The organism is Serratia sp. HNCC26DJ206, from assembly GCF_057180605.1.
Genome location: NZ_JBXUGP010000021.1, coordinates 35482 through 57301 on the forward strand (window position 1 = coordinate 35482; position 21820 = coordinate 57301).

Sequence of the window (21820 nt, forward strand, 5' to 3'; positions counted from 1 at the left end):
TAGGCCCGGTTTGCTTGTACAGATTTATGCGTCGAATGGATCGCGCAGAATCATGGTTTCGCTACGGTCCGGGCCGGTCGAGATAATATCTACCGGTACACCGGTCAGTTCTTCGATACGCTTGATGTAGTTCAGTGCTGCCTGCGGCAGTTTGCTGTGCTCTTTCACACCAAAGGTGGTTTCGCTCCAGCCTGGCATAACCTCGTAGATCGGCTCAATACCTTCCCAACCTTCTGCTGCCAACGGCGTGGTGGTCATTTCGCGGCCATCCGGCATACGATAACCCACACAGATCTTCACTTCTTTCAGGCCGTCCAGCACATCCAGCTTGGTCAGGCAGAAGCCGGACAAGGAGTTGATCTGCACCGCACGGCGCACCGCTACCGCATCCAACCAGCCGGTACGACGACGGCGGCCCGTGGTGGCACCAAACTCGTTGCCCTGCTTGCACAGGAACTCACCGATGTCATCGAACAGTTCGGTTGGGAATGGACCGGCACCCACGCGCGTGGAGTAAGCTTTCACGATGCCCAGCACATAGTCCACATAACGCGGGCCAATGCCAGAACCGGTCGCTACGCCGCCAGCGGTGGTGTTGGAAGAGGTGACGTACGGATAGGTACCGTGATCGATATCCAGCAAGGTGCCCTGTGCGCCTTCGAACATAATCAGGTCGCCACGCTTGCGTGCACCGTCCAACAGTTCGGAAACATCAACCACCATCGCGGTCAGGATGTCGGCAACCGCCAGCACGTCGTCCAGCGTCTTCTGGTAATCAACGGCATCCACTTTGTAGTAGTGAACCAACTGGAAGTTGTGATAATCGATGATCTCTTTCAGCTTCACAGCGAAAGTTTCTTTGTCGAACAGGTCACCCACGCGCAGGCCACGACGAGCGACTTTATCTTCATAAGCCGGGCCGATACCACGACCGGTGGTGCCGATCGCTTTCGCGCCGCGCGCTTTTTCACGCGCGTTATCCAACGCAACGTGATAAGGCAGGATCAGCGGGCAGGCTTCAGACAGTAACAGACGTTCGCGTACCGGGATGCCGCGCGCTTCGAGTTCACCCATTTCCTTCATCAACGCATCTGGTGCCAGAACTACACCGTTGCCGATGATGCTGGTGACGTTTTCACGCAAGATACCTGAGGGAATTAAATGAAGAACGGTTTTTTCACCGTTGATAACCAGAGTGTGGCCAGCGTTATGGCCACCTTGGTAGCGCACAACATATTGAGCCCGTTCAGTCAGCAGGTCTACGACCTTGCCCTTACCTTCGTCACCCCATTGGGTGCCCAGTACGACGACGTTCTTACCCATTTTCAAAATCACCGATTGCTTAAAAATGGATTCTACCATCGTAATTCCTGAGTTTCAGCACTTTTAGCATACGATTGCATACTTTTTCGGCTAAACTTTAAACCCCTGTGCGACTACGCAACATGTAGTAGATCACACAGCCTGCAACCACTATTCCACCGCCAAAACGCCGCAATGTGGAATCCGGTAACTGCGTCATTGCCAGGATCATCTTGCGCCAGGCCTGTGGAAACAGCATCGGCCCCAGCCCTTCCAATACCAAAACCAGCCCAAGCGCCAGCCAGATCGTCGAGTTCATATCTCCCCCAATAAAGAAGGGCCCGTGGTTAACGGGCCCCTGATATCACTATGCTGGCATTATCTGTTGCGCGTAGCTTCTGGCGACTTCATGTAGCGGAAGAAATCGCTGTCTGGGCTCAGCACCAGGACGTCCTGGTTGCCGGGGCCGAAGCTGGTTTCATAAGCACGCAGGCTACGGATGAACGCGTAGAAATCCGGATCCTGACTGAACGCATTGGCAAACAGTCTGGCCGCTTCTGCATCACCGGCACCGCGAGTGATACGCGCCTGACGCTCGGCTTCCGCGATCGTACGGGTCACTTCGTAGTCGGCGGTAGCACGCAGCTTCTCAGCTTCTTCCTGGCCTTGTGAACGGTGACGACGGGCTACCGCTTCACGTTCTGCACGCATACGCTGGAAGATCGCATCAGACACTTCAGCCGGCAGGTTGATCTGCTTGATTCGCACGTCAACCACCTCGATCCCCAGAGCTGCCATGCTGTTCGGGTTAACCGCTGGCTGTTTGCCGGTGGTTTCCCGCTCAACACGCGCTGCGGCAGAAGCGATTGCATCATCGGCTTCCGTAGTGACGGCCTCTTCACCTTCACCGACGGTACCGGTGTTCAACGCGTCACGCACGTCGGCCATCAGGCGGCCACGTGAATCGGTAACGATATCACGCACGTCCAAACGACCAATCTCAGAACGCAGACGGTCACTGAACTTACGTTTCAACAGCACTTCGGCCTGAGAAACATCACCACCACCGGTTGCCAGGTAGTAGCGGCTGAAATCACTGATACGCCATTTCAGGTAAGAGTCGACGATCAGGTCTTTCTTCTCGCTGGTGACGAAGCGATCGGCCTGGTTATCCATGGTCTGGATACGCGCATCCAGCCTTTTCACGGTTTCAACGAACGGAATCTTAAAGTGCAGACCCGGCGCATAAACCCGCGGTTTGTTTTCGTTGTCGCGCAGTACTTTGCCGAAACGCAGCACAATGCCGCGCTCGCCTTCCTGTACTACAAACAGTGAGGTATAGAGTGCTACCAACACCACAGCGACGATAACTATGAAAGACTTACGCATTGATTATTCTCTCCCTACGCGAGTGTTGTCGCTACGCTGCGTATTTGCCCGGCGCTGGTCCATCATCGAACTACCGCTGGTGCTACTGGATCCCGCATCTGCCGTCGTGCTGGTAGAAGGAGCAGGGTTGAGACGAATCAGGCTGGTATCTTTACTGCCTTCGGTCGCCGCTTTACCGGTTTGGCCACGCAACATCTGATCCAGTGGTAACACCATCAGATTGTTATTGCCTTTGTCATTTACCAGCACCTTGCGGGTATGGCTCAGGACTTTCTCCATGGTTTCGATATACAGACGCTCACGGGTCAGTTCCGGGGCAGATTTGTATTCCGGCAACAGTTTGGCAAAGCGCGCCACTTCACCCTGAGCTTCAAGAACCGTACGGGCTTCATAAGCTCTGGCGTCTTCTAACAGACGCTGTGCCTGACCGTTGGCACGCGGCTGAACTTCGTTGGCGTAAGCTTCTGCTTCACGAATGTATTGCTGCTCGTTCTCACGTGCGGCAATCGCATCATCAAACGCGGCTTTCACCTCTTCCGGCGGACGTGCAGCCTGGAAGTTGACGTCCAGCAGGGTGATACCCATTTTGTACGGACGAATGGTTTCTTCCAGTACACGCTGAGTATCGCTACGCACGATGGTACGGCCTTCGGTCAGGATTTTGTCCATGGTGTATTTACCGATAACGCCACGCAGCGCGCTGTCGGTCGCCTGTCTCAGGCTGTCGTTGGCATCGGTCACGCTGAACAGATAGGCCGCCGGATCGGTGACGCGGTACTGCACGTTCATCTCGACGCGCACCACGTTCTCATCAGAGGTCAACATCACACCGGATGCCGCCAGTTCACGCACCGATTCCACGTTAACCGGACGCACTTCATCAATGAAGGTTGGCTTCCAGTTCAGGCCCGGCTGCACCAGATGGCTAAGTTTACCGAAACGTGTCACCACGCCGCGCTCAGCTTCTTTGATGGTATAGAAACCGCTTGCGGCCCAGATCACCACCACCGCAACCGCAGCAATACCGATAATACGGCCACTGAAGTTCGGCCCAGTTGAACCGGTGCCGCCGCTGTTATTGCTGTTGGAGCCTTTGCCCCCACCCAAACTGCTCAATTTCTTGCTCAGTTTGCGGAAGATATCATCCAAATCGGGTGGCCCTTGATCGCGACCGCCTTTGTTGTTACCGCCAGAGTTGCCGCCATTATTATTGCTGCTCCCCCACGGGTCGCGGTCCTGTCCGTTATTACCGGGCTGATTCCACGCCATGTTTTAGCTCCATTATTCTGTGATTGGGTACTTCAGGCTAACACTTAACTCACTCTGTTATTGAGTGAGCACTCAAATGTAACAGCATATGATCATACGATAAAGTTAATCAGGTCCTGTTCCTGCTTACAGAGGCGACGCCACTCCACGATCGGCATACGTACCACCATGCCGATACTGCCGTCCTCTTCGTTCCACTCTTTCTCGATTGCCTGAAGCTGATAAAAACGGCTACGAAGACGGCCTGCCTCTGGCGGTAAACGCAGTTCGTAATGCGCGATTTCCCCCGAGAGGCGCTCCGTCAACGCCTGAAATAGCAACGGGATACCTTCACCGCTGGCGGCGGACAGCCACACGCGGATCGGTAAGTTGTCATCGTTGCGATCGATACGCGGGACGAAATCATCCAGCATATCTATTTTGTTCATCACTAACAGTGTAGGGATCTCATCCGACTCAATCTCTGCCAGTACGGTATTCACCGCTTCAATGTTTTCGTCCACCCGGGTATCCGCAGCGTCGATCACATGTAACAACAGAGAAGCCTGGCGCGTCTCCTGCAAAGTCGCTTTAAAAGCGGCAACAAGATCGTGCGGCAAGTGCCGGATAAAGCCTACGGTATCCGCCAACACGGTATCGCCCACGTCCGCTACGTCAATACGCCGCAGGGTAGGATCCAAGGTGGCAAATAGTTGATCTGCCACATAAACGTCGGCAGATGTTATTCGGTTAAACAGGGTAGATTTACCGGCGTTGGTGTAGCCCACCAGCGATACGGTTGGCACATCGGCACGGGTACGCGCTCGCCGCCCCTGATCGCGCTGCTTCGCAACCCGCTCAAGGCGCTTGAGAATCAAGCTGATGCGATCGCGCAGCAAACGACGGTCGGTTTCTAGCTGGGTTTCCCCCGGGCCGCGCAGGCCAATCCCGCCTTTCTGGCGTTCAAGGTGCGTCCAGCCACGAACCAGACGAGTGGCGATATGACGCAACTGCGCCAGCTCAACCTGCAGCTTACCTTCATGGGTACGGGCACGCTGGGCAAAGATATCTAAAATCAACCCGGTGCGATCGATCACGCGACATTCACACAGGCGTTCGAGATTTCTCTCCTGCGCTGGGGAAAGGGAATGATCAAACAGGACAACAGACGCGCCACTGGCTTTCACCGCATCTGCAATTTCTTCGGCCTTTCCTTCACCGACAAAGTATTTGGGATGAGGTGCTTTGCGGCTACCAGTCACCACTTGCAAAGCCTCTACACCCGCAGAAGAGACCAGCGATTCGAATTCACTGAGATCTTCTGTATCTTTGTCTTGCGAGAAATAGATATGAACCAGTACGGCCTGCTCACCGGCTTCATAACGGTCAAACAAGCGTGCAACCTCTCAAACGGATGAAAACCGCGAGTTTGGGGGACATAAACAGCACTTTGCTGCCTATGCACCCCGTCATGGTTGACTCGCAACGCGCCTTATTCAGCGTCATCGCTTTCCTGCTGCGGCGGTTGCGGCGCAGACGGGTTGTTACCATGGTGATAATTACTGGTGCCGCTGCTCGGAGTGTTGCTATGGTGCGATACCGGGCGTGACGGGACAACGGTAGAGATAGCGTGCTTATAAACCATCTGGCTCACCGTGTTCTTCAACAGGATGACAAACTGGTCAAAAGACTCAATCTGGCCTTGCAGCTTAATACCATTCACCAAATAAATAGAAACCGGAACACGTTCACGACGCAATGCGTTCAGGAACGGATCTTGCAAAGATTGCCCCTTAGCCATTCTATCTTTTCCTTATTTGCTTGTTGTTTGTAACTAAGAACCTATCGGCTCTAAAATAAACGACGTAAAAAATTTGCGCGCTGAAAACTCATCAATTGTACACAATCACTCAACCTATGCACTAACAACCTGAATTACCGAGTCCAAAGCCTCTCCCGGCTTTTCACTGTCTAACCAATGAACCGACTCCCAACCCCGTAACCAGGTCATTTGGCGCTTGGCCAACTGACGCGTTGCGCAAACACCTCGATAAACCATCTCATCGTAACTAATTTCACCGGACAAATATGACCACATCTGGCGATAACCGACACAGCGAATGGAAGGCAAATCCGTATGCAAATCACCCCGTGCAAAAAGCGCACGCGCTTCCGTCTCAAAACCTGCCGCCAACATTTGCTCGAAACGCAGCGCAATGCGTTGATGTAGCAACTCACGGCTGACTGGCGCTATCGCAAATTGGTGAACATGATAAGGCAACGATTCACCCGAAATTTTTGTCAGTTCCGTTAAAGTTTTACCTGAAATATAAAAAACTTCCAGTGCTCTGGAGAGTCTCTGCGGATCATTGGGATGAATTCGCAAAGCGGCAACCGGATCAATCTGCTGTAACTGACGGTGCAATGCCTCCCAGCCCTGTTCTGCCGCTTGCTGCTCAATACGCTCACGCACCGCCGGATCGGCAGACGGCAGCGGCGATAATCCTTCCAACAGCGCCTTGAAATAGAGCATGGTGCCACCCACCAGCAGCGGGATACGCCCGGCAGCGGTGATCTCGTGCATCTCTTTCAGCGCATCAGCACGGAAATCTGCGGCAGAGTAGGCTTCGGCAGGATCACGGATATCGATCAACCGATGCGGTGCCTGCGCCAGCTCTTCCGCCGTCGGCTTGGCGGTGCCGATATCCATACCACGATAAACCAGCGCAGAGTCCACGCTGATCAGTTCCACCGGCAAGCGCTCGCGCAGCGCCATGGCCAATGCGGTCTTGCCTGAGGCCGTCGGCCCCATAATAAAAATGGCCGGAGGGCGATGTGTCATTTCAGTTTCAGTCATGCTTAAGGGCTGCCAGTGCAGCCTGTAAATCAACAGGTTGTAAAAGACCGGCAGGTGGGGATTTGACCAACTGCGGGCAAAGTCGTTCAACGTCGGTCAACAATTGTATCGCTTGCGAGCTGTTCCACTGTTCATGCTCACTGCCTAAATGGCGGGCAATCCAGGTGGCCAGCGCGGTTGGCGACATCTCTTGATGTTCGGCCAGATAGCCTAACAGCTCAGGAATCAGTTTTTGTAAATTTTGTTGCCGTAACGGTAAAGGAACTGCGCGCAAGGTCACACGCCCGTGATCGGATTGCAGCTCCAGCCCCATTTTCACCAGCAAAGCCTGGTGCTGCACACAGGCCGCTGCTTCATTTTTATTCAGCGTCAGTTTGATTGGGATTAACAGTGGCTGCGGCCGTAACCCCTCTTCCGGCGGGCAAAGCTGCGCTTGACGCAGCCAACGTTCCGCAATGGTCAGATTGAGTAACGCCAGTTGCTGGCGTTGTTCAACCAGCGCATAGCTTGGAGGGTAAATCATCAACACGCGGCCAAAACCATACTGGCTGCCAGCCAATGGTGCTTCCTGTTCGGCTTTAGCGGGCGGGAACAACGGCTGCTTGACCACGTCCGGCATTGCTTCCGTTACCGGTACCGCCTGCAACAGCTTGCCGTACAACTCACCTTCCCGTTTCTGGTAACCCGATCCTGTTTGATAAGGCTGCTGAGGCGCACGCTCACGGGCAACGGAAGGGGTGACCGGCTGCGTCTCACGCTGCGGAGCGGGTTGTGAAAAATGGTTACCACCGGCCGCAACGCGGTTTTCCGGTTGCCAAGCAGGGGTTTCCTGCGCGCTTTGCGGTTCTGCCAGCGGCAATGGCACGTTACCGGCCTGCTGTAATACGGTGGTGACCGCCTGGTAGATAAAATCATGCACCAGCCGCGCCTGATGAAAACGCACCTCATGCTTGGCGGGATGGACATTCACATCCACCTGATGCGGATCCACTTCCAGATAAAGCACATAAGCCGGTTGCTGATCGTCTTTCAACTGATCCTGATACGCCTGGCGGATGGCGTGATTGATCAGGCGATCGCGCATCATCCGGCTATTGACGTAGCAGTATTGCATTTCGCCCAATTGGCGTGCGCCTTCTGGATCGGCCACCCAACCACGAATGGTGAGATCGCCATGCTGCCAGGAGATCGTCAGCGCATGCTGCAAAAAAGCCGGGCCACAGATGCTGGCCAAGCGGCGCTCATGCTGGCTTTCCTCTTTGGCCGCGCGATACTGACGCATCAGCTTGCCGTTGTGATTCAGATTGATTGCCACATCGAAACGCGCCAGCGCAATGCGCCGCACCACTTCATCAATATGGCCAAATTCGGTTTTTTCCGTGCGCATGAACTTGCGCCGCGCCGGGGTATTGTAAAACAGATCGAGCACTTCCACCGTGCTGCCTACCGGATGGGCGGCGGGTTTGACCGTCACGGCCTGCTCACGCCCTTCAGCATAGGCCTGCCAGGCCTCATTCTGTTCTTCAGTACGGGAAGTGAGCGTCAGACGTGAAACAGAACTGATACTGGCCAGCGCTTCGCCGCGAAAGCCCAGGCTGACAATCGCCTCCAGATCGTCAAGAGTACTGATTTTACTGGTGGCATGACGGGCCAGCGCCAGGGCGAGATCGGCTTTGCCAATCCCACAGCCGTTATCGCGAATGCGGATCAGCTTGGCACCACCGCGCTCGATATCAATATCAATCCGCGTCGCGCCCGCATCCAGGCTGTTTTCTACCAGTTCCTTCACTACCGACGCAGGCCGCTCGACCACTTCTCCGGCGGCAATCTGGTTGGCAAGCTGTGGCGGTAACACCTGGATAGGCATGCGAATCCCTCTGTTTTATGGCATCAAGCCTACGGAATGATCAAGTTCCGATCGAGCGGCGCGACGTCCGACTTTAATTTATTCACACTTTTCAGTTCGCTGACGCTGACACCATAACGCGCAGCAATGGATGACAAGGTATCACCGCGCGTCACTTTGTGCCTGGTCGGTTTGTTCGCTTTAGCTTTGGCCGGAGCCGCTGCATTGGCCCCCGCTGGCACCTTCAAGCGCTGCCCCACCCAGACCCCGTCTTTCTTCAGGTTGTTGAGCGTGCGCAGCTCCGCCATGCTGGTGCCGTAACTGTCGGCAATGCCGGAAAGCGTTTCCGCCGGTTTCACCACGTGGACCTGCGTTTTACCGCGACTGGCGCTGCGTTGGCTACCGACAACCGGATCCGGTTGCCGCAAATCTTTTACCGTGGAGTTAACCGCCGCTGCGACCTGCAGAGGACGGTTTTCGACCTTTGGGTCGGCTTGTAGCGGATGCGCCAGGAAATAACTGCGCAAGCCATTATGGATCGCCTGTGCAATTTTATCCTGATACGCGCTACTGCCCAGCAGTCGCTCCTCCGTGCTATTACTGATAAACCCGGTTTCCACCAGCAGCGATGGAATATCCGGTGAACGCAGCACTCCCAGACTGGCGTGTTCCGGACGGCGTTTGTGCAGTGAACCGACGCGCTGTAACTGCTGCAATACCTTCACCGCCACGTCGTAGCCAACGCGTTGCGAATGACCAAACTGCAGATCCAGCACCGCCTGGCTCAGATAAGGATCGGCCTGGCTGTTGGCCAGCAGATCGCCCGCGCCACCCAGCAATTCGGACTGTTTCTCGTGTTGTTCCAGCCAACCGGCCATCTCGCTGTTAGCGCGGCGGTTAGACAGCACCCACACCGAAGCGCCATTGGCACTGCGGTTAGGCGCAGCATCCGCATGAATCGAAACCAGCACGTTAGCGCCCTGTTTACGCGCCACATCGGAACGCCCCATCACCGAAATAAAGTAATCGCCGCTGCGCGTCAGCACCGGTTTGAACATTGGATCGGCATCCAGCAACGCTCGCAGACGATGCGCGATCGCAATGGTCACGTTCTTCTCTTTCAGGCCGTTTGGCCCGATGGCACCGGGATCCTGCCCACCGTGCCCGGCATCAATCGCCACCACCACGCGGTCGCCGGAACCGGTAGAAACCCGGTTGCTGCGTGGCGTAAGTTCGGTCGCGGTACCGGATACTGCGGCTGATTGATTGTTAAACGGACTGGAACCGATCGGTGCCACCGGCGTTTTACGCACTGGCTCGCTGGCTACCGGTGCTTTACGCACGCTACTGATGTTAGGGTTATCTTCGGCGGTAATGGTGAATACCACGATATAGGTGCTGCCGTTCTGGCGCGTCACCGCACGGGTTTTCGCTCGTTGGGTCAAATCAAACACCAACCGCACGCTCTGGGCATCTTTCGGCGTACTGGAACGAATGCTCTTCACCAGATTATGACCGCTGAAGTTCAGCGGCAGGCCGCCCACTTTGCCACTTTGCTTCACGTCCAGAACGACGCGATCCGGCCCACGTACCGTGGAAAACGCATAGTCCGGTGGGCCGGTGAAGCTCACCGATACCGTAGCTTCACGCTGGGCGTTAGTGACGTTGATATCGGATAACGACGAGGCTGCCTGTGCGCTAAACGGCCCCAGCAGCGCGAACAGAGCAATAACGGTGAGTCTTTTCAACACATACATCATGAAAGCGTCATCCCTGTTGCCCGTCAATACGGTCTAAAAGTTCGGCGCCATAGGCGGAAACCGCCTGAATCTGTGCCTGTCGACCTTCATCATGATAACTGAGATGCAGTTCCAGATCGGGATCGGGCAACACACCGGTCCCCTGCTGCGGCCATTCCACCAGGCAAATGGCATCCTGCGCAAAATAGTCGCGGATGCCCATAAATTCGAGTTCTTCCGGATCGGCTAACCGATACAGATCAAAGTGATATACCGCCAGCGGCTGCAACGCATAAGGCTCGACCAGCGTATAAGTCGGGCTTTTCACGTTGCCCTGATGGCCCAGCGCCTGTAGAAAACCCCGGCTGAAGGTGGTTTTACCGGCACCCAAATCACCATAAAGATAAATAACGCTGGCACGATCGCAGGCCTTAGCCAAAGCGGCACCCAGTGCGACAGTCGCTGCCTCATCCGGCAGAGGTAAAACGAGTTCTTTCATTCGATAATATCTATTTTGCCAACTCAGGATTAACGTAATGGGGGATTATCGGCAGCAGATCGGTCGCCAACAATCCTCTTGTTCCTTGCTTTTCTGCCACACCATCAGCGGCGGCGCCATGCACCACACAACCCGCGCAGGCAGCATCATACAGCGGGAGTTTTTGTGCCAGTAAACCACCGATAATGCCCGACAGCACATCTCCCATGCCGCCAGACGCCATACCGGCGTTACCGACATCGGCGATCGCCATTTCGCCCTGCTGATCGGCAATCAGCGTACCGGCCCCTTTCAACACCGCCACCCCACCGTATTGCGCCACCAGCTTGCGCACCGCAAGTAAGCGGTCACTCTCAATATCGGCCGTATGGCAATTCAATAAGCGTGCCGCTTCGCCAGGATGGGGGGTAATCACACGATTCTGACGCTTCTCAGGATGTAATGCCAGTAAGTTAAGCGCATCCGCATCCCAGAGTGCCGGTTTATCACTGGTTTGCAGCAGTTTCAACGCATTCTTGCCCCAGTCACTCTGGCCAAGCCCTGGGCCGATCACCACCACATCTGCCCATTCGAGCGCCTGTTGCAAATTGTCATCCGTCAGGCGCTGCACCATAAGCTCTGGGCACGCAGTCAACAGCGGCCCGACATGCTCAATGTGAGTAAGCACTCGCACCAAACCGGCACCACTGCGTAGCGCGGCTTCTGCCGCCATGCGGATGGCACCACCAAAGCCGTGATCGCCACCAATCAGCAACAAACGGCCATGATCGCCTTTGTGGGAACAGGGCCGGCGTGGCTTCAGCCACTGCCCGAGATCTCTGGCAGTAATCCGCTGAATCTGTGGCGGCTGCTTTGCCAGCCAGTCGCTCAACCCTAGCGTACTGTGGTGAAGTTGCCCAACCCAGTCACGCGCTTGCCCGGTCAGCAAACCCGGTTTAAGGGCGATAAAAGCCAAAGTATGGGCGGCACGGATGACGGCACCCGGTGTGGCACCGCTTTCGGCCAGCAGGCCAGAAGGGATATCTAAGGCGATAACCGGCGCACTGGCACGGTTAGCGGCCTCAATCAGCGCATCATACGGGGCGCGAGGCGCAGCACCTAGCCCGGTGCCAAGCAGGCCATCGATAATCAGATCGCACTCTTCCGGCCAACGGCTGTTGGCAGGCAGGATTTCACCGCCGCTTTCCAGCCAGGCTTGCCGTGCGTTCGCTGCCTCTGGCGGTAATGGGCGCGAGCCTTCACAGGCAATGAGTGTCACTTTAACGCCATCAGCCATCGCCAGACGGGCGACCACATAACCATCGCCGCCGTTGTTGCCATGGCCACACAGCACCAGCCAGTGGCTGTTGGTGGGATAGTGGTCACGTGCCAGCGCATAGGCGGCAGAACCGGCACGCAACATCAACTGGTAGAGAGAAATGCCGAGCGCAGCCGCAGCAGCGGGTTCCGCCTGGCGGATCCAATCCGCAGACCAGACAGAGTGTGGTAAACTGTCAGCGTATGGTTTCTCACTATGGCTCGTCATGACACACCCTCTCGATCTCAATCAACTCGCCCAACATATCAAGCAATGGGGGCAATCGCTAGGATTCCAGCAGGTTGGCATCTGTGATACCGATCTGAGTGCGGAAGAACCGAAGTTGCAGGCGTGGCTGGACAAACAGTATCACGGTGAAATGGCCTGGATGGCGCGCCACGGCATGCTGCGCGCGCGACCGCATGAGCTGTTGCCCGGCACGTTACGCGTGATCAGCGTACGAATGAACTACCTGCCCGCCAAGGCCGCCTTTGCCAGCACGCTGCAAAATACGCAGCTCGGTTATGTCAGCCGTTACACGCTGGGCCGTGATTATCACAAGCTATTGCGCCAACGGTTAAAAAAGCTCGGCGAACAGATTCAGGCTTATTGTGGTGAACTGAATTTCCGGCCGTTTGTTGATTCGGCACCGGTGATGGAGCGTGCGTTGGCGTCTAAAGCCGGGATCGGCTGGGTTGGTAAACACTCACTTACTATTAATCGCGAAGCCGGTTCCTGGTTCTTCTTGGGTGAATTGCTGATCGATTTGCCGCTACCGGTCGATCAACCGCAAGAAGAACAGTGCGGCCGCTGCGTAGCCTGTATCACCACCTGCCCGACCGGCGCTATTGTTGCGCCTTACACCGTCGATGCACGGCGCTGTATTTCCTACCTGACTATCGAACTGGAAGGGGCTATTCCAGAAGAATTCCGCGCCCTGATGGGCAACCGTATCTACGGCTGCGATGATTGCCAGCTGATCTGCCCATGGAATCGTTTCTCACCGTTAACCGATGAAGACGATTTCAGCCCGCGCGCGGTGCTACACGCGCCGCAACTGCTCGATCTGTTCGGCTGGAGCGAAGAGAAGTTTCTGCGTATCACCGAAGGTTCCGCTATCCGACGCATTGGCCACTTGCGCTGGCTGCGCAATATCGCCGTCGCCCTTGGCAACGCCCCTTATCAGGATCAGATCGTTATCGCACTGCGTGCCCGTCAAGGTGAAAACCTGATGCTGGATGAACATATCGTCTGGGCGTTGGAACAGCAGCTTGCGCGGCGTGAAGCGTTGGGGGTTGAAGTGCAAAGCCCACAGAAAAAACGTTTGATTCGTGCAGTAGAAAAAGGATTGCCGAGGGATGCATAAAATCTATCATTCCGCCCCCCAGAGTCACCCTGTGGATTTGTGCATAAAAATAAAAACACCTTGTCTTTCAACCGCAACAAAAAGAGCAAGTGATCGGGATAACGTTTTATAAGAAATAAATAGTTAATATTATCAATAATATAAATATTTCATTAGCATGACGTTGATTTTTTGCACTGCGGATATTTTGTACACAAATTGTGGATAACTCTGTTCACAACATTGCGTGGGAAGATGAATAACTGTTGAAAGACCGCGCCAGGAGCGGCGTAGAACTGGATTGTATCTGGAGAGAAAATTGGAGCGGGAAACGAGACTCGAACTCGCGACCCCGACCTTGGCAAGGTCGTGCTCTACCAACTGAGCTATTCCCGCATTGAGATGCTTTGGGCATCCGGCCAACCAATAACAGCATGGCCTTTGAAATTTTTGGAGCGGGAAACGAGACTCGAACTCGCGACCCCGACCTTGGCAAGGTCGTGCTCTACCAACTGAGCTATTCCCGCGTCGCATGGGTACTACTTTTACCGTTTTTTATTCATCATGCCGCATCAGCAGCATTGTTGAATTTGGAGCGGGAAACGAGACTCGAACTCGCGACCCCGACCTTGGCAAGGTCGTGCTCTACCAACTGAGCTATTCCCGCCCGGCGTATCGATGGCTGAACTGAACGAAATTCTTCATCGGTACGGGGTGCGCATTATACGAGAAATCCTTTCTGCCGCAAGCCCCTGAAAGCAAAAAAACGGGAATTTTATTTGATTGCTGCTTTAAACGTCAAAGTGGCGAATTAAGCGCCACAAAGGCGCTCAGAGGCCATACCAACGATTTAAAGCTGAATAAAATGCTCACGGTAATACGCCAACTCCGCGACCGATTCACGGATATCGTCCAGCGCCTGATGGGTACCCTGCTTCTTGATACCCGGCAGAATTTCCGGCTTCCAGCGGCGCGCCAGCTCTTTTAACGTACTGACATCGAGGTAACGATAATGGAAGTAAGCTTCCAGCAGCGGCATATAGCGGAACAGGAAACGGCGATCCTGGCCAACGCTGTTGCCGCAGATAGGCGATTTGCCTGCTGGCACCCACTCCTGCAAGAACGCAATGGTGGCCAGTTCGGCAGCACGCGCGTCAAGCTTACTGGCTTTGACCCGCGCCACCAGCCCGCTGCCGGTGTGGGTACGCACGTTCCAATCGTCCATCAGCGCAAGCTGTTCATCAGACTGGTGCACGGCGATCACCGGCCCTTCGGCGAGGATATTCAGATTGGCATCAGTCACCAGCGTCGCGATCTCAATAATCCGATCGCGTTCAGGATCCAGCCCGGTCATCTCCAGATCGATCCAAATCAGGTTATTTTCGTTTCCTGTCATGATATTTCCTGCGTAAAAGCCGAAAGATAAACCAAGCGCGGGCAAACCCGCAGCCAGTGGCGGCTAACAACGGTTATTTAATATAAAATAGCGTGTATCATAGCCTTTTTGCTCGTCCCGAGCGATAAAAGCCGATTCGATTCAAGTGAGGCGCAGTGACTAAGAACAAACTGTCCAAAGGTCAACAACGCCGCGTACAGGCGAACCATCAGCGTCGTCTTAGGCGCACAGACAATAAACCGGAGCTGGATGATTCCCAACTGGGCGAACCACAAGACGGGATCGTCATCAGCCGCTTCGGTATGCATGCCGACGTTGAAGCAACGGACGGCAGCCTGCACCGCTGCAACATTCGCCGTACCCTGCGTTCGCTGGTGACCGGCGATCGCGTGGTCTGGCGCCCTGGTGTAGGTGCCCATGAAGGGGTCAAAGGTATCGTCGAAGCGGTACATGAACGGACTTCGGTGCTGAACCGCCCTGATATCTACGATGGCGTGAAGCCGATCGCTGCCAATATCGATCAGATCGTAATCGTCTCGGCGATCTTGCCTGAACTTTCACTCAACATGATCGATCGCTATCTGGTGGCCTGTGAAACGCTGGAAGTTGAGCCGTTGATCGTGCTCAACAAGGTCGATCTGCTGGATCCCGAAGCCCGCAAGCGGGTCGATGGCATGATGGATATCTATCGCCACATCGGTTATCGCGTTTTGGAAGTCTCCAGCCAGACCCGCGAAGGGATGGAAGCCTTTGAACAGGCACTGGTAGACCGCATCAGCATCTTTGCCGGGCAGTCCGGCGTCGGGAAATCCAGCCTGCTGAACGCCCTGTTACCTGCAACAGAAAAGCAAATTCTGGTAAATGATGTTTCCGGCGTCTCCGGCCTCGGGCAACATACCACCACGGCAGCACGGCTGTATCACTTCCAGCATGGCGGTGACGTGATTGACTCCCCAGGCGTGCGTGAATTCGGCCTGTGGCACTTGGAGCCGGAACAAATCACCCGTGCGTATGTCGAATTTCGTGACTACCTGGGCGGTTGCAAGTTCCGCGACTGCCGCCACGATACCGATCCCGGCTGTGCGATTCGCGCAGCGGTGGAAAGCGGTGCCATAGCGAAAGAACGTTTCGCTAACTACCACCGCATTCTGGAAAGCATGGCGCAGGTGAAAACCCGTAAAAACTTCCCGGAAGCGGAGATCTGAGCCAACTAAAGCAGGCGTTGCAGCGGCATTGCCGCCGTTAAAATGTGCGTCCTTTTACCCGATGGGTTTCACGTTGCAGCCAGCGGCGCTGCTGCTTGAAAAGCCGAGGGGATATTTATTCAAGAGGTTAATGTGCTGAATAGCATAAAAATTAAACTACAGTATTGGCTGCCGAAACTGGCACTGACCCGTCTCGCTGGCTGGGGTGCCGAAAAACAGGCCGGTTGGTTGACCCAATGGGTGATCAAAGCTTTTGCCCGCTATTACCGCGTGAATATGCAGGAAGCCCAGAATCCGGATCTGGCCTCCTATACAACGTTTAACGAATTTTTCGTGCGCCCACTGTGCGAAGGTGCACGCCCAATCGTCGCTGAACCTCATGTGCTGGCTTTACCCGCCGATGGCGCCATCAGCCAGCTCGGCCCCATCCAGGACGATCTGATTTTCCAGGCCAAAGGCCATCATTACAGCCTGGAAGCGCTGCTGGCTGGCAACTACCTGCTGGCAGAACAATTCCGCAACGGCCTGTTCGCCACCACCTATCTGGCCCCGAGCGACTACCATCGTGTGCATATGCCGTGCGACGGCATACTGCGCGAAATGATCTATGTACCGGGCGATCTGTTCTCAGTCAACCCGCTGACCGCCGCTAACGTGCCAAACCTGTTTGCCCGTAATGAGCGCGTTATTTGCCTGTTTGATACCGCCGTCGGCCCAATGGTGCAGATCCTGGTCGGTGCCACTATCGTTGGCAGCATCGAAACCGTTTGGGCGGGCACCGTCACGCCGCCGCGCGAAGGCATTATCAAACGCTGGACCTACCCGGCCGAAGGTCAAGAGGGCACCATTTCGCTGGCAAAAGGCGAAGAAATGGGCCGCTTCAAACTCGGTTCCACGGTGATCAACCTGTTCACGCCGGGCAGCGTACAATTCGCCCCGCAGCTGAACAATGGCGTCGTGACCCGTATGGGTACGGCCTTTGCTGAAATCGCCGCCGCGCCAGACGCTGCCGCACCGTAAATTTGAAGGAATTGACGCTGTGCGCCTGATTATCTCGTTATTGCTCAGTTTATTACTGATTCAACCGGCCCTGGCCGCCACCATTCCCAATGAATCACAGCTCCGACAAGAGCTGAAACAGGCTGAGAGCAACAAAAACACCCCTAATCAGGCGGAAACGGTTGAGGCGCTGCAAAGCGCCCTCAACTGGCTCGCCGAACGCAAACAGTCGAAGAATAATTCCGAACAATATCAGAAGGTCATTGATAACTTTCCAAAGATGACCCAGGACCTGCGTCGCCAGTTGACCCTTGAGGAAAATAAGGTTCTGCCAAATGGCGATAACATGGCAACCAGCGATCTGGAGCAGTTGATCCTGCAAACCAGTAGTCAACTGCTGGAACAGGCGCGCCTGATGCAACAGGAGCAGGATCGTTCTCGCGAAATCAGCGACTCCCTCAGCCAGTTACCGCAGCAACAGACCGAAGCTCGACGTGCGCTGACGGAAGTGCAGCGTCGCCTACAGGCTCAGGGCAACAGTCAGGCTTCGCCCTTGACGCTGGCGCAGTTAACGCTGCTCCAGGCCGAGTCGGCGGCACGCAAAGCCAAAGTGGATGAGTTGGAACTGGCACAGCTTTCGGCCAACAATCGCCAGGAACTGGCGCGCATGCGCGCTGAAGTATACAAAACGCGCCACGATAAGACTGATGCCCAGTTACAGATACTGCGCAACAACCTGAATAGCCAACGCCAGCGCGAAGCCGAACGGGCGTTGGAAAAAACCGAACAGTTGGCAGGACAGAACAGCGATCTGCCAAGCAGTATCAACCAGCAATTGCAGATCAACCGTGAGCTTTCTACTGCCCTGAACCATCAGGCGCAGCAGATGGATCTGATCTCCTCTCAGCAACGTCTAGCCGCCGCGCAGACTTTGCAGGTGCGCCAGGCACTGAGCACCATTATCGAACAGGCTCAATGGCTGGGAACCTCTTCCGCACTGGGGGAAACCCTGCGGGCACAGGTTGCTTCGCTGCCAGAAATGCCAAAGCCGCAGCAACTGGACAACGTGATGGCCGAGCTGCGCGTGCAACGCCTGCGTTTCGAAAGCCAGTTGGAAAAGCTGCCGCAACAGGCCAAAGAGCTTAAACAAGACGACGGTTCCGCGCTAACCAGCGCCCAACAACGCATTGTCGATGCGCAAATACGTACCCAGCGTGAGCTGCTCAACTCGTTGCTTTCCGGCTGTGATACCCAAATCCTCGAGTTGACCAAGCTGAAAGTCGCCAACACCCAATTAGTCGACGCACTGAACGAAATCCGCGATGCAGCTCACCGCTACTTGTTCTGGGTGCCAGACGTCAACCCGATTAATCTGTCTTATCCGCTGACCGTTGCACATGACCTGACGCGCATGCTGTCGCTGGATACCCTGACGCAGCTCAGCGGTGCCTTCATGATGATGGTCACCAGCCGCGAAACACTGGTGCCAATCTTCGGCGCGCTGCTGCTGGTGATCTTCAGCATCAGTTCGCGCAAGCATTACCATGCCTTTCTGGCGCGGGCCAGTAGCCGGGTTGGCAAGGTGACACAGGATGAATTCTACCTGACGTTGCGCACGGTATTCTGGTCGATCCTGGTGGCATTACCCCTGCCAGTTCTGTGGGCCGCATTAGGTTTTGGTTTGCAAAACGCCTGGCCGTATCCGGTGGCCGTAGCGATCGGTGATGGCGTCACCGCCACGCTGCCGGTGCTGTGGATCTGCATGATCAGCGCCGCCTTTGCCCACCCGCAGGGGCTATTCATTGTACATTTCCGCTGGCCTGCGCAGCAGGTTTCGCGCGCCATGCGCTATTACACAATGTCGATCTGGCTGATCGTGCCGCTGATTATGGCGCTGATCACCTTCGATAATCTCGACGATCGCGAGTTTTCCAATACCCTTGGCCGCCTGTGTTTCATCCTGCTGTGCCTGGCACTGAGCCTGGTTACCAACAGCCTTAAACGCGCCGGTATCCCGCTGTATCTCGATAAAAACGGCTCCGGCGAGAATCTGGTCAATACCGCGCTGTGGGGCCTACTGCTGTCCGCCCCGCTGGTGGCCGCACTGGCGTCCACCGTCGGTTACCTGACCACCTCGCAAAAACTGCTGGCCCGGCTGGAAACTTCGGTCGCCATCTGGTTCCTGCTGTTGGTGGTGTACCACATTATCCGCCGCTGGATGCTGATTCAGCGCCGCCGCATCGCCTTTGACCGTGCCAAACAGCGCCGCGCGGATATTCTTGCCCAGCGTGCCAAAGGTGAAGAAGAGACCTCGCATACCCCCAATAGCACCGAAGGATCGATGGAGGTGGACGAGACCGAGATCGATCTTGATGTGATCAGCGCGCAGTCTCTGCGGCTGGTTCGTTCGATCCTGACAATGATCGCGCTGGTTTCGTTGATCTTCCTGTGGTCCGAGATCCATTCCGCCTTCGGTTTCCTGGAAAACATTACGCTGTGGGACGTCACCTCAACGGTGAACGGCGTCGACACCGCCCAGCCGATCACCATGGGCGCGCTGCTGATCGCCATTCTGGTGTTGATCGTCACCATGCAGCTGGTGCGTAACTTACCGGCGCTGCTGGAATTGGCGGTGTTACAGCATCTGGATCTGACGCCGGGCACCGGCTATGCCATTACCACTATTACCAAATATCTGTTGCTGTTGTTTGGCGCGATCCTCAGTTTCTCTTGGATCGGCATTGAATGGTCGAAACTGCAATGGGTGGTGACCGCACTCAGCGTGGGGTTGGGCTTCGGGATGCAGGAGATCTTCTCCAACTTTATCTCTGGCCTGATCATCCTGTTTGAGAAACCGATCCGCATCGGCGATACGGTGACGATCCGTAACCTCACCGGCAGCGTCACCAAGATCAATACCCGCGCCACCACCATTTCGGATTGGGATCGCAAAGAGATCATCGTGCCTAACAAGGCATTCATCACCGAGCAGTTCATCAACTGGTCGTTGTCGGATACGCTGACCCGTGTGGTGCTTACCGTACCAGCACCGGCAGAAGCCAACAGCGAAGAGGTGACCCAGATCCTGCTGAACGCGGCAGAACGCTGCGCGCTGGTGCTGGATAATCCAGTACCGGAAGCCTATTTGGTTGATTTACAACAGGGTATTCAGATCTTCGAACTGCGTATCTACGCCGCCGAAATGGGCCACCGTATGCCGCTGCGCCATGAGATCCACCAGCTGATTCTGGCCGGTTACCGCGAACATGGCATCACTCTGCCGTATCCACCGTTCCAGGTACGCAGCGAAACGCTGTCGCGTCTGACCAATAATAGCCGCACAGCCCCTTCCACCGCTGCGCCAAACAATCGCCGCGAATCGGGCGGGCTATAAATGCAAAAAGGGTTTGGCCAATGCCGAACCCTTTTGCAATGCTCGTAAACCTTAAGCCCGGTCAACCGGGAACGCGATCACGTCACTCAGGCTTTCAGCCCCCAACGCCAACATCACCAGACGATCAACCCCCAGCGCTACCCCGGCACACTCTGGCATCCCGTGTTGCAACGCATCCAGCAGGTTGTTATCAATCGGGTGCTGCGGCAAACCGCGCGCCGCGCGTTTACGGTTATCCTGTTCAAAACGCTGACGCTGCTCGTTGCCATCGGTCAGTTCACGGAAGCCATTCGCCAGCTCAATGCCTTTGTAATAGACCTCAAAACGCTCCGCCACCCGGTGATCTTCCGTGCTGATTTCCGCCAGTGAAGCCTGAGAAGCCGGGAAATGGTAAACAAACGCAGGCTTGTCACGGCCGATATGCGGCTCGACGCCCACGCTAAACAGCAGTTGCAGCAGGGTATCGCGATCTTCTTCGGTGTCTGCAATATTGCTCAGATCGAGCTTGGCTGCCGCTTCACGTAGCTGCGGTTTTTCCGCAGACAGCGGATCGAGATCCAAATGGCGCAAAAACGCCTGCTGGTAGGACAGGGTTTCGGCGCTGTCGCAATCCAGCACCTGCTGCAACAGATCGTCCACCTCATTCATCAGGCGGTACATGTCGTAGTGCAGCCGATACCATTCCAGCATGGTAAATTCAGGATTGTGATGCCGCCCGGCCTCTTCATTACGGAAGCTGCGCCCCATCTGGTAAATCGGGCCACTACCGGCCGCCAGCAGGCGCTTCATGTGGTATTCCGGGCTGGTCATCATGTACAACGTCAAGCCATCTGCGGCCCCTGGGCCGACGAAGCGCGTCTGGAACGGGAACAGGTGAATGTCGGTTACCGTCGCCTGGCTCATCGCTGGCGTTTCCACCTCTAACACGCCACGATCAGCAAAAAAACGCCGGATCTCAGCCAGGATCGCTGCGCGTTTCAACAAATTGCCAATGGGGGCGCTTGGTTGCCAGCTTGCCGTTTCGCTCATGATCATTACTCCGAAATCAAACAGGGGATGCAGTCTACTCGCAGACTGCTACGCAAACAAATTCTTCACCACCGAGCCTCGTCTTTTAAAATCATAAAAAATAGAGTCGCCATATAAACCACCGCTAATGAGGTAAATAAGAGTTAAAGGGCTGCCAACCCCTTATTTTTACAGGAATGCCTCTCGCCCAGCAGTTAAAAGACAAAACAATCGATCACATCAAATTTCTACTACTTAACTTTAGGTATAGTGATACCCCTATATTCGCTGGGAGT

Annotated in this window: 17 protein-coding genes and 3 tRNA genes; 4 read left to right on the forward strand and 16 right to left on the reverse strand. The window is 55.3% G+C overall.

Annotation, left to right across the window (positions count from 1 at the left end; all coding sequences use genetic code 11):
* Positions 1–24: 24 nt before the first annotated feature.
* The 11 genes from AC2A1E_RS15120 to nnr form a co-directional block, all read right to left on the reverse strand.
* Positions 25–1323: an adenylosuccinate synthase gene (locus AC2A1E_RS15120; protein ID WP_459402699.1), complete on the reverse strand. Its 1299-nt coding sequence runs from the start codon at positions 1321–1323 to the stop codon at positions 25–27.
* A gap of 97 nt (positions 1324–1420) precedes the next feature.
* Positions 1421–1621 carry a DUF2065 domain-containing protein gene (locus AC2A1E_RS15125; RefSeq protein WP_020824909.1) on the reverse strand — a complete coding sequence of 67 codons (201 nt, stop codon included), beginning with the start codon at positions 1619–1621 and terminating at the stop codon, positions 1421–1423.
* 59 nt (positions 1622–1680) lie between these two features.
* Entirely contained in the window at positions 1681–2691 is a 1011-nt protein-coding gene (gene hflC / locus AC2A1E_RS15130) for a protease modulator HflC (RefSeq protein WP_459400986.1), read from the reverse strand.
* A 3-nt stretch (positions 2692–2694) separates the two neighbouring features.
* Positions 2695–3960, reverse strand: coding sequence for an FtsH protease activity modulator HflK (gene hflK, locus AC2A1E_RS15135; protein WP_459400985.1), 1266 nt, complete (start codon positions 3958–3960; stop codon positions 2695–2697).
* A 92-nt stretch (positions 3961–4052) separates the two neighbouring features.
* The gene (hflX, locus tag AC2A1E_RS15140; protein ID WP_484384432.1) at positions 4053–5333 is read right to left on the reverse strand and encodes a ribosome rescue GTPase HflX; all 1281 of its coding nucleotides are present in this window, start codon (positions 5331–5333) and stop codon (positions 4053–4055) included.
* Positions 5334–5431: 98 nt separating this feature from the next.
* Positions 5432–5740, reverse strand: a complete 309-nt coding sequence (gene hfq, locus AC2A1E_RS15145; RefSeq protein WP_459400983.1) for an RNA chaperone Hfq — start codon at positions 5738–5740, stop codon at positions 5432–5434.
* 114 nt (positions 5741–5854) lie between these two features.
* Entirely contained in the window at positions 5855–6796 is a 942-nt protein-coding gene (miaA, locus tag AC2A1E_RS15150) for a tRNA (adenosine(37)-N6)-dimethylallyltransferase MiaA (RefSeq protein ID WP_484384433.1), read from the reverse strand.
* On the reverse strand, positions 6789–8663 hold the full coding sequence (gene mutL, locus AC2A1E_RS15155; RefSeq protein ID WP_484384434.1) for a DNA mismatch repair endonuclease MutL: 1875 nt from the start codon (positions 8661–8663) through the stop codon (positions 6789–6791). The genes miaA and mutL overlap by 8 nt, the downstream gene beginning before the upstream one ends.
* Positions 8664–8692: 29 nt before the next feature.
* On the reverse strand, positions 8693–10402 hold the full coding sequence (gene amiB, locus AC2A1E_RS15160; RefSeq protein ID WP_484384435.1) for an N-acetylmuramoyl-L-alanine amidase AmiB: 1710 nt from the start codon (positions 10400–10402) through the stop codon (positions 8693–8695).
* A gap of 7 nt (positions 10403–10409) precedes the next feature.
* Complete coding sequence (tsaE, locus tag AC2A1E_RS15165; RefSeq protein ID WP_484384436.1) at positions 10410–10880, reverse strand: tRNA (adenosine(37)-N6)-threonylcarbamoyltransferase complex ATPase subunit type 1 TsaE; 471 nt, start codon at positions 10878–10880, stop codon at positions 10410–10412.
* Positions 10881–10890: 10 nt separating this feature from the next.
* Positions 10891–12405: a bifunctional ADP-dependent NAD(P)H-hydrate dehydratase/NAD(P)H-hydrate epimerase gene (gene nnr / locus AC2A1E_RS15170; RefSeq protein ID WP_484384437.1), complete on the reverse strand. Its 1515-nt coding sequence runs from the start codon at positions 12403–12405 to the stop codon at positions 10891–10893.
* Between nnr and queG the strand changes: the two genes are divergently transcribed.
* A complete protein-coding gene (queG, locus tag AC2A1E_RS15175) occupies positions 12404–13543 on the forward strand; it encodes a tRNA epoxyqueuosine(34) reductase QueG (RefSeq protein WP_484384438.1) in 1140 nt (379 codons plus the stop codon). The two genes, nnr and queG, sit on opposite strands and share 2 nt — an antisense overlap.
* A 299-nt stretch (positions 13544–13842) precedes the next feature.
* On the opposite strand, the gene AC2A1E_RS15180 is transcribed toward queG, so the two are convergent.
* The 4 genes from AC2A1E_RS15180 to orn form a co-directional block, all read right to left on the reverse strand.
* Positions 13843–13918, reverse strand: a tRNA-Gly gene (locus AC2A1E_RS15180).
* A 55-nt stretch (positions 13919–13973) separates the two neighbouring features.
* Positions 13974–14049: transfer RNA gene (locus AC2A1E_RS15185), tRNA-Gly, on the reverse strand.
* 64 nt (positions 14050–14113) lie between these two features.
* A tRNA-Gly gene (locus tag AC2A1E_RS15190) sits at positions 14114–14189 on the reverse strand.
* 183 nt (positions 14190–14372) lie between these two features.
* On the reverse strand, positions 14373–14918 hold the full coding sequence (gene orn / locus AC2A1E_RS15195) for an oligoribonuclease (protein ID WP_484384439.1): 546 nt from the start codon (positions 14916–14918) through the stop codon (positions 14373–14375).
* Positions 14919–15073: 155 nt separating this feature from the next.
* Between orn and rsgA the strand changes: the two genes are divergently transcribed.
* The 3 genes from rsgA to mscM all read left to right on the forward strand — a co-directional run bounded on the left by rsgA (position 15074) and on the right by mscM (position 20516).
* Complete coding sequence (gene rsgA, locus AC2A1E_RS15200) at positions 15074–16123, forward strand: small ribosomal subunit biogenesis GTPase RsgA (RefSeq protein WP_484384440.1); 1050 nt, start codon at positions 15074–15076, stop codon at positions 16121–16123.
* Between the two features lie 132 nt (positions 16124–16255).
* Positions 16256–17143 (forward strand): archaetidylserine decarboxylase, encoded by an 888-nt coding sequence (gene asd, locus AC2A1E_RS15205; protein WP_484384441.1) that lies wholly within the window; start codon positions 16256–16258, stop codon positions 17141–17143.
* Positions 17144–17162: 19 nt separating this feature from the next.
* Positions 17163–20516, forward strand: coding sequence for a miniconductance mechanosensitive channel MscM (gene mscM / locus AC2A1E_RS15210; RefSeq protein ID WP_484384475.1), 3354 nt, complete (start codon positions 17163–17165; stop codon positions 20514–20516).
* Between the two features lie 51 nt (positions 20517–20567).
* Here mscM and epmA read toward each other — a convergent pair whose 3' ends face one another.
* Positions 20568–21545: an elongation factor P--(R)-beta-lysine ligase gene (gene epmA / locus AC2A1E_RS15215; protein ID WP_484384442.1), complete on the reverse strand. Its 978-nt coding sequence runs from the start codon at positions 21543–21545 to the stop codon at positions 20568–20570.
* Positions 21546–21820: the final 275 nt, after the last annotated feature.

What these genes read in the sequence shown, in the direction of transcription:
- AC2A1E_RS15120 (WP_459402699.1), bottom strand. Translation starts at nt 1,323, where the DNA reads ATGGGTAAGAACGTCGTCGTACTGGGCACCCAATGGGGTGACGAAGGT.
- AC2A1E_RS15125 (WP_020824909.1), bottom strand. Translation starts at nt 1,621, where the DNA reads ATGAACTCGACGATCTGGCTGGCGCTTGGGCTGGTTTTGGTATTGGAA.
- hflC (WP_459400986.1), bottom strand. Translation starts at nt 2,691, where the DNA reads ATGCGTAAGTCTTTCATAGTTATCGTCGCTGTGGTGTTGGTAGCACTC.
- hflK (WP_459400985.1), bottom strand. Translation starts at nt 3,960, where the DNA reads ATGGCGTGGAATCAGCCCGGTAATAACGGACAGGACCGCGACCCGTGG.
- hfq (WP_459400983.1), bottom strand. Translation starts at nt 5,740, where the DNA reads ATGGCTAAGGGGCAATCTTTGCAAGATCCGTTCCTGAACGCATTGCGT.
- miaA (WP_484384433.1), bottom strand. Translation starts at nt 6,796, where the DNA reads ATGACTGAAACTGAAATGACACATCGCCCTCCGGCCATTTTTATTATG.
- mutL (WP_484384434.1), bottom strand. Translation starts at nt 8,663, where the DNA reads ATGCCTATCCAGGTGTTACCGCCACAGCTTGCCAACCAGATTGCCGCC.
- amiB (WP_484384435.1), bottom strand. Translation starts at nt 10,402, where the DNA reads ATGATGTATGTGTTGAAAAGACTCACCGTTATTGCTCTGTTCGCGCTG.
- tsaE (WP_484384436.1), bottom strand. Translation starts at nt 10,880, where the DNA reads ATGAAAGAACTCGTTTTACCTCTGCCGGATGAGGCAGCGACTGTCGCA.
- queG (WP_484384438.1), top strand. Translation starts at nt 12,404, where the DNA reads ATGACACACCCTCTCGATCTCAATCAACTCGCCCAACATATCAAGCAA.
- nnr (WP_484384437.1), bottom strand. Translation starts at nt 12,405, where the DNA reads ATGACGAGCCATAGTGAGAAACCATACGCTGACAGTTTACCACACTCT.
- orn (WP_484384439.1), bottom strand. Translation starts at nt 14,918, where the DNA reads ATGACAGGAAACGAAAATAACCTGATTTGGATCGATCTGGAGATGACC.
- epmA (WP_484384442.1), bottom strand. Translation starts at nt 21,545, where the DNA reads ATGAGCGAAACGGCAAGCTGGCAACCAAGCGCCCCCATTGGCAATTTG.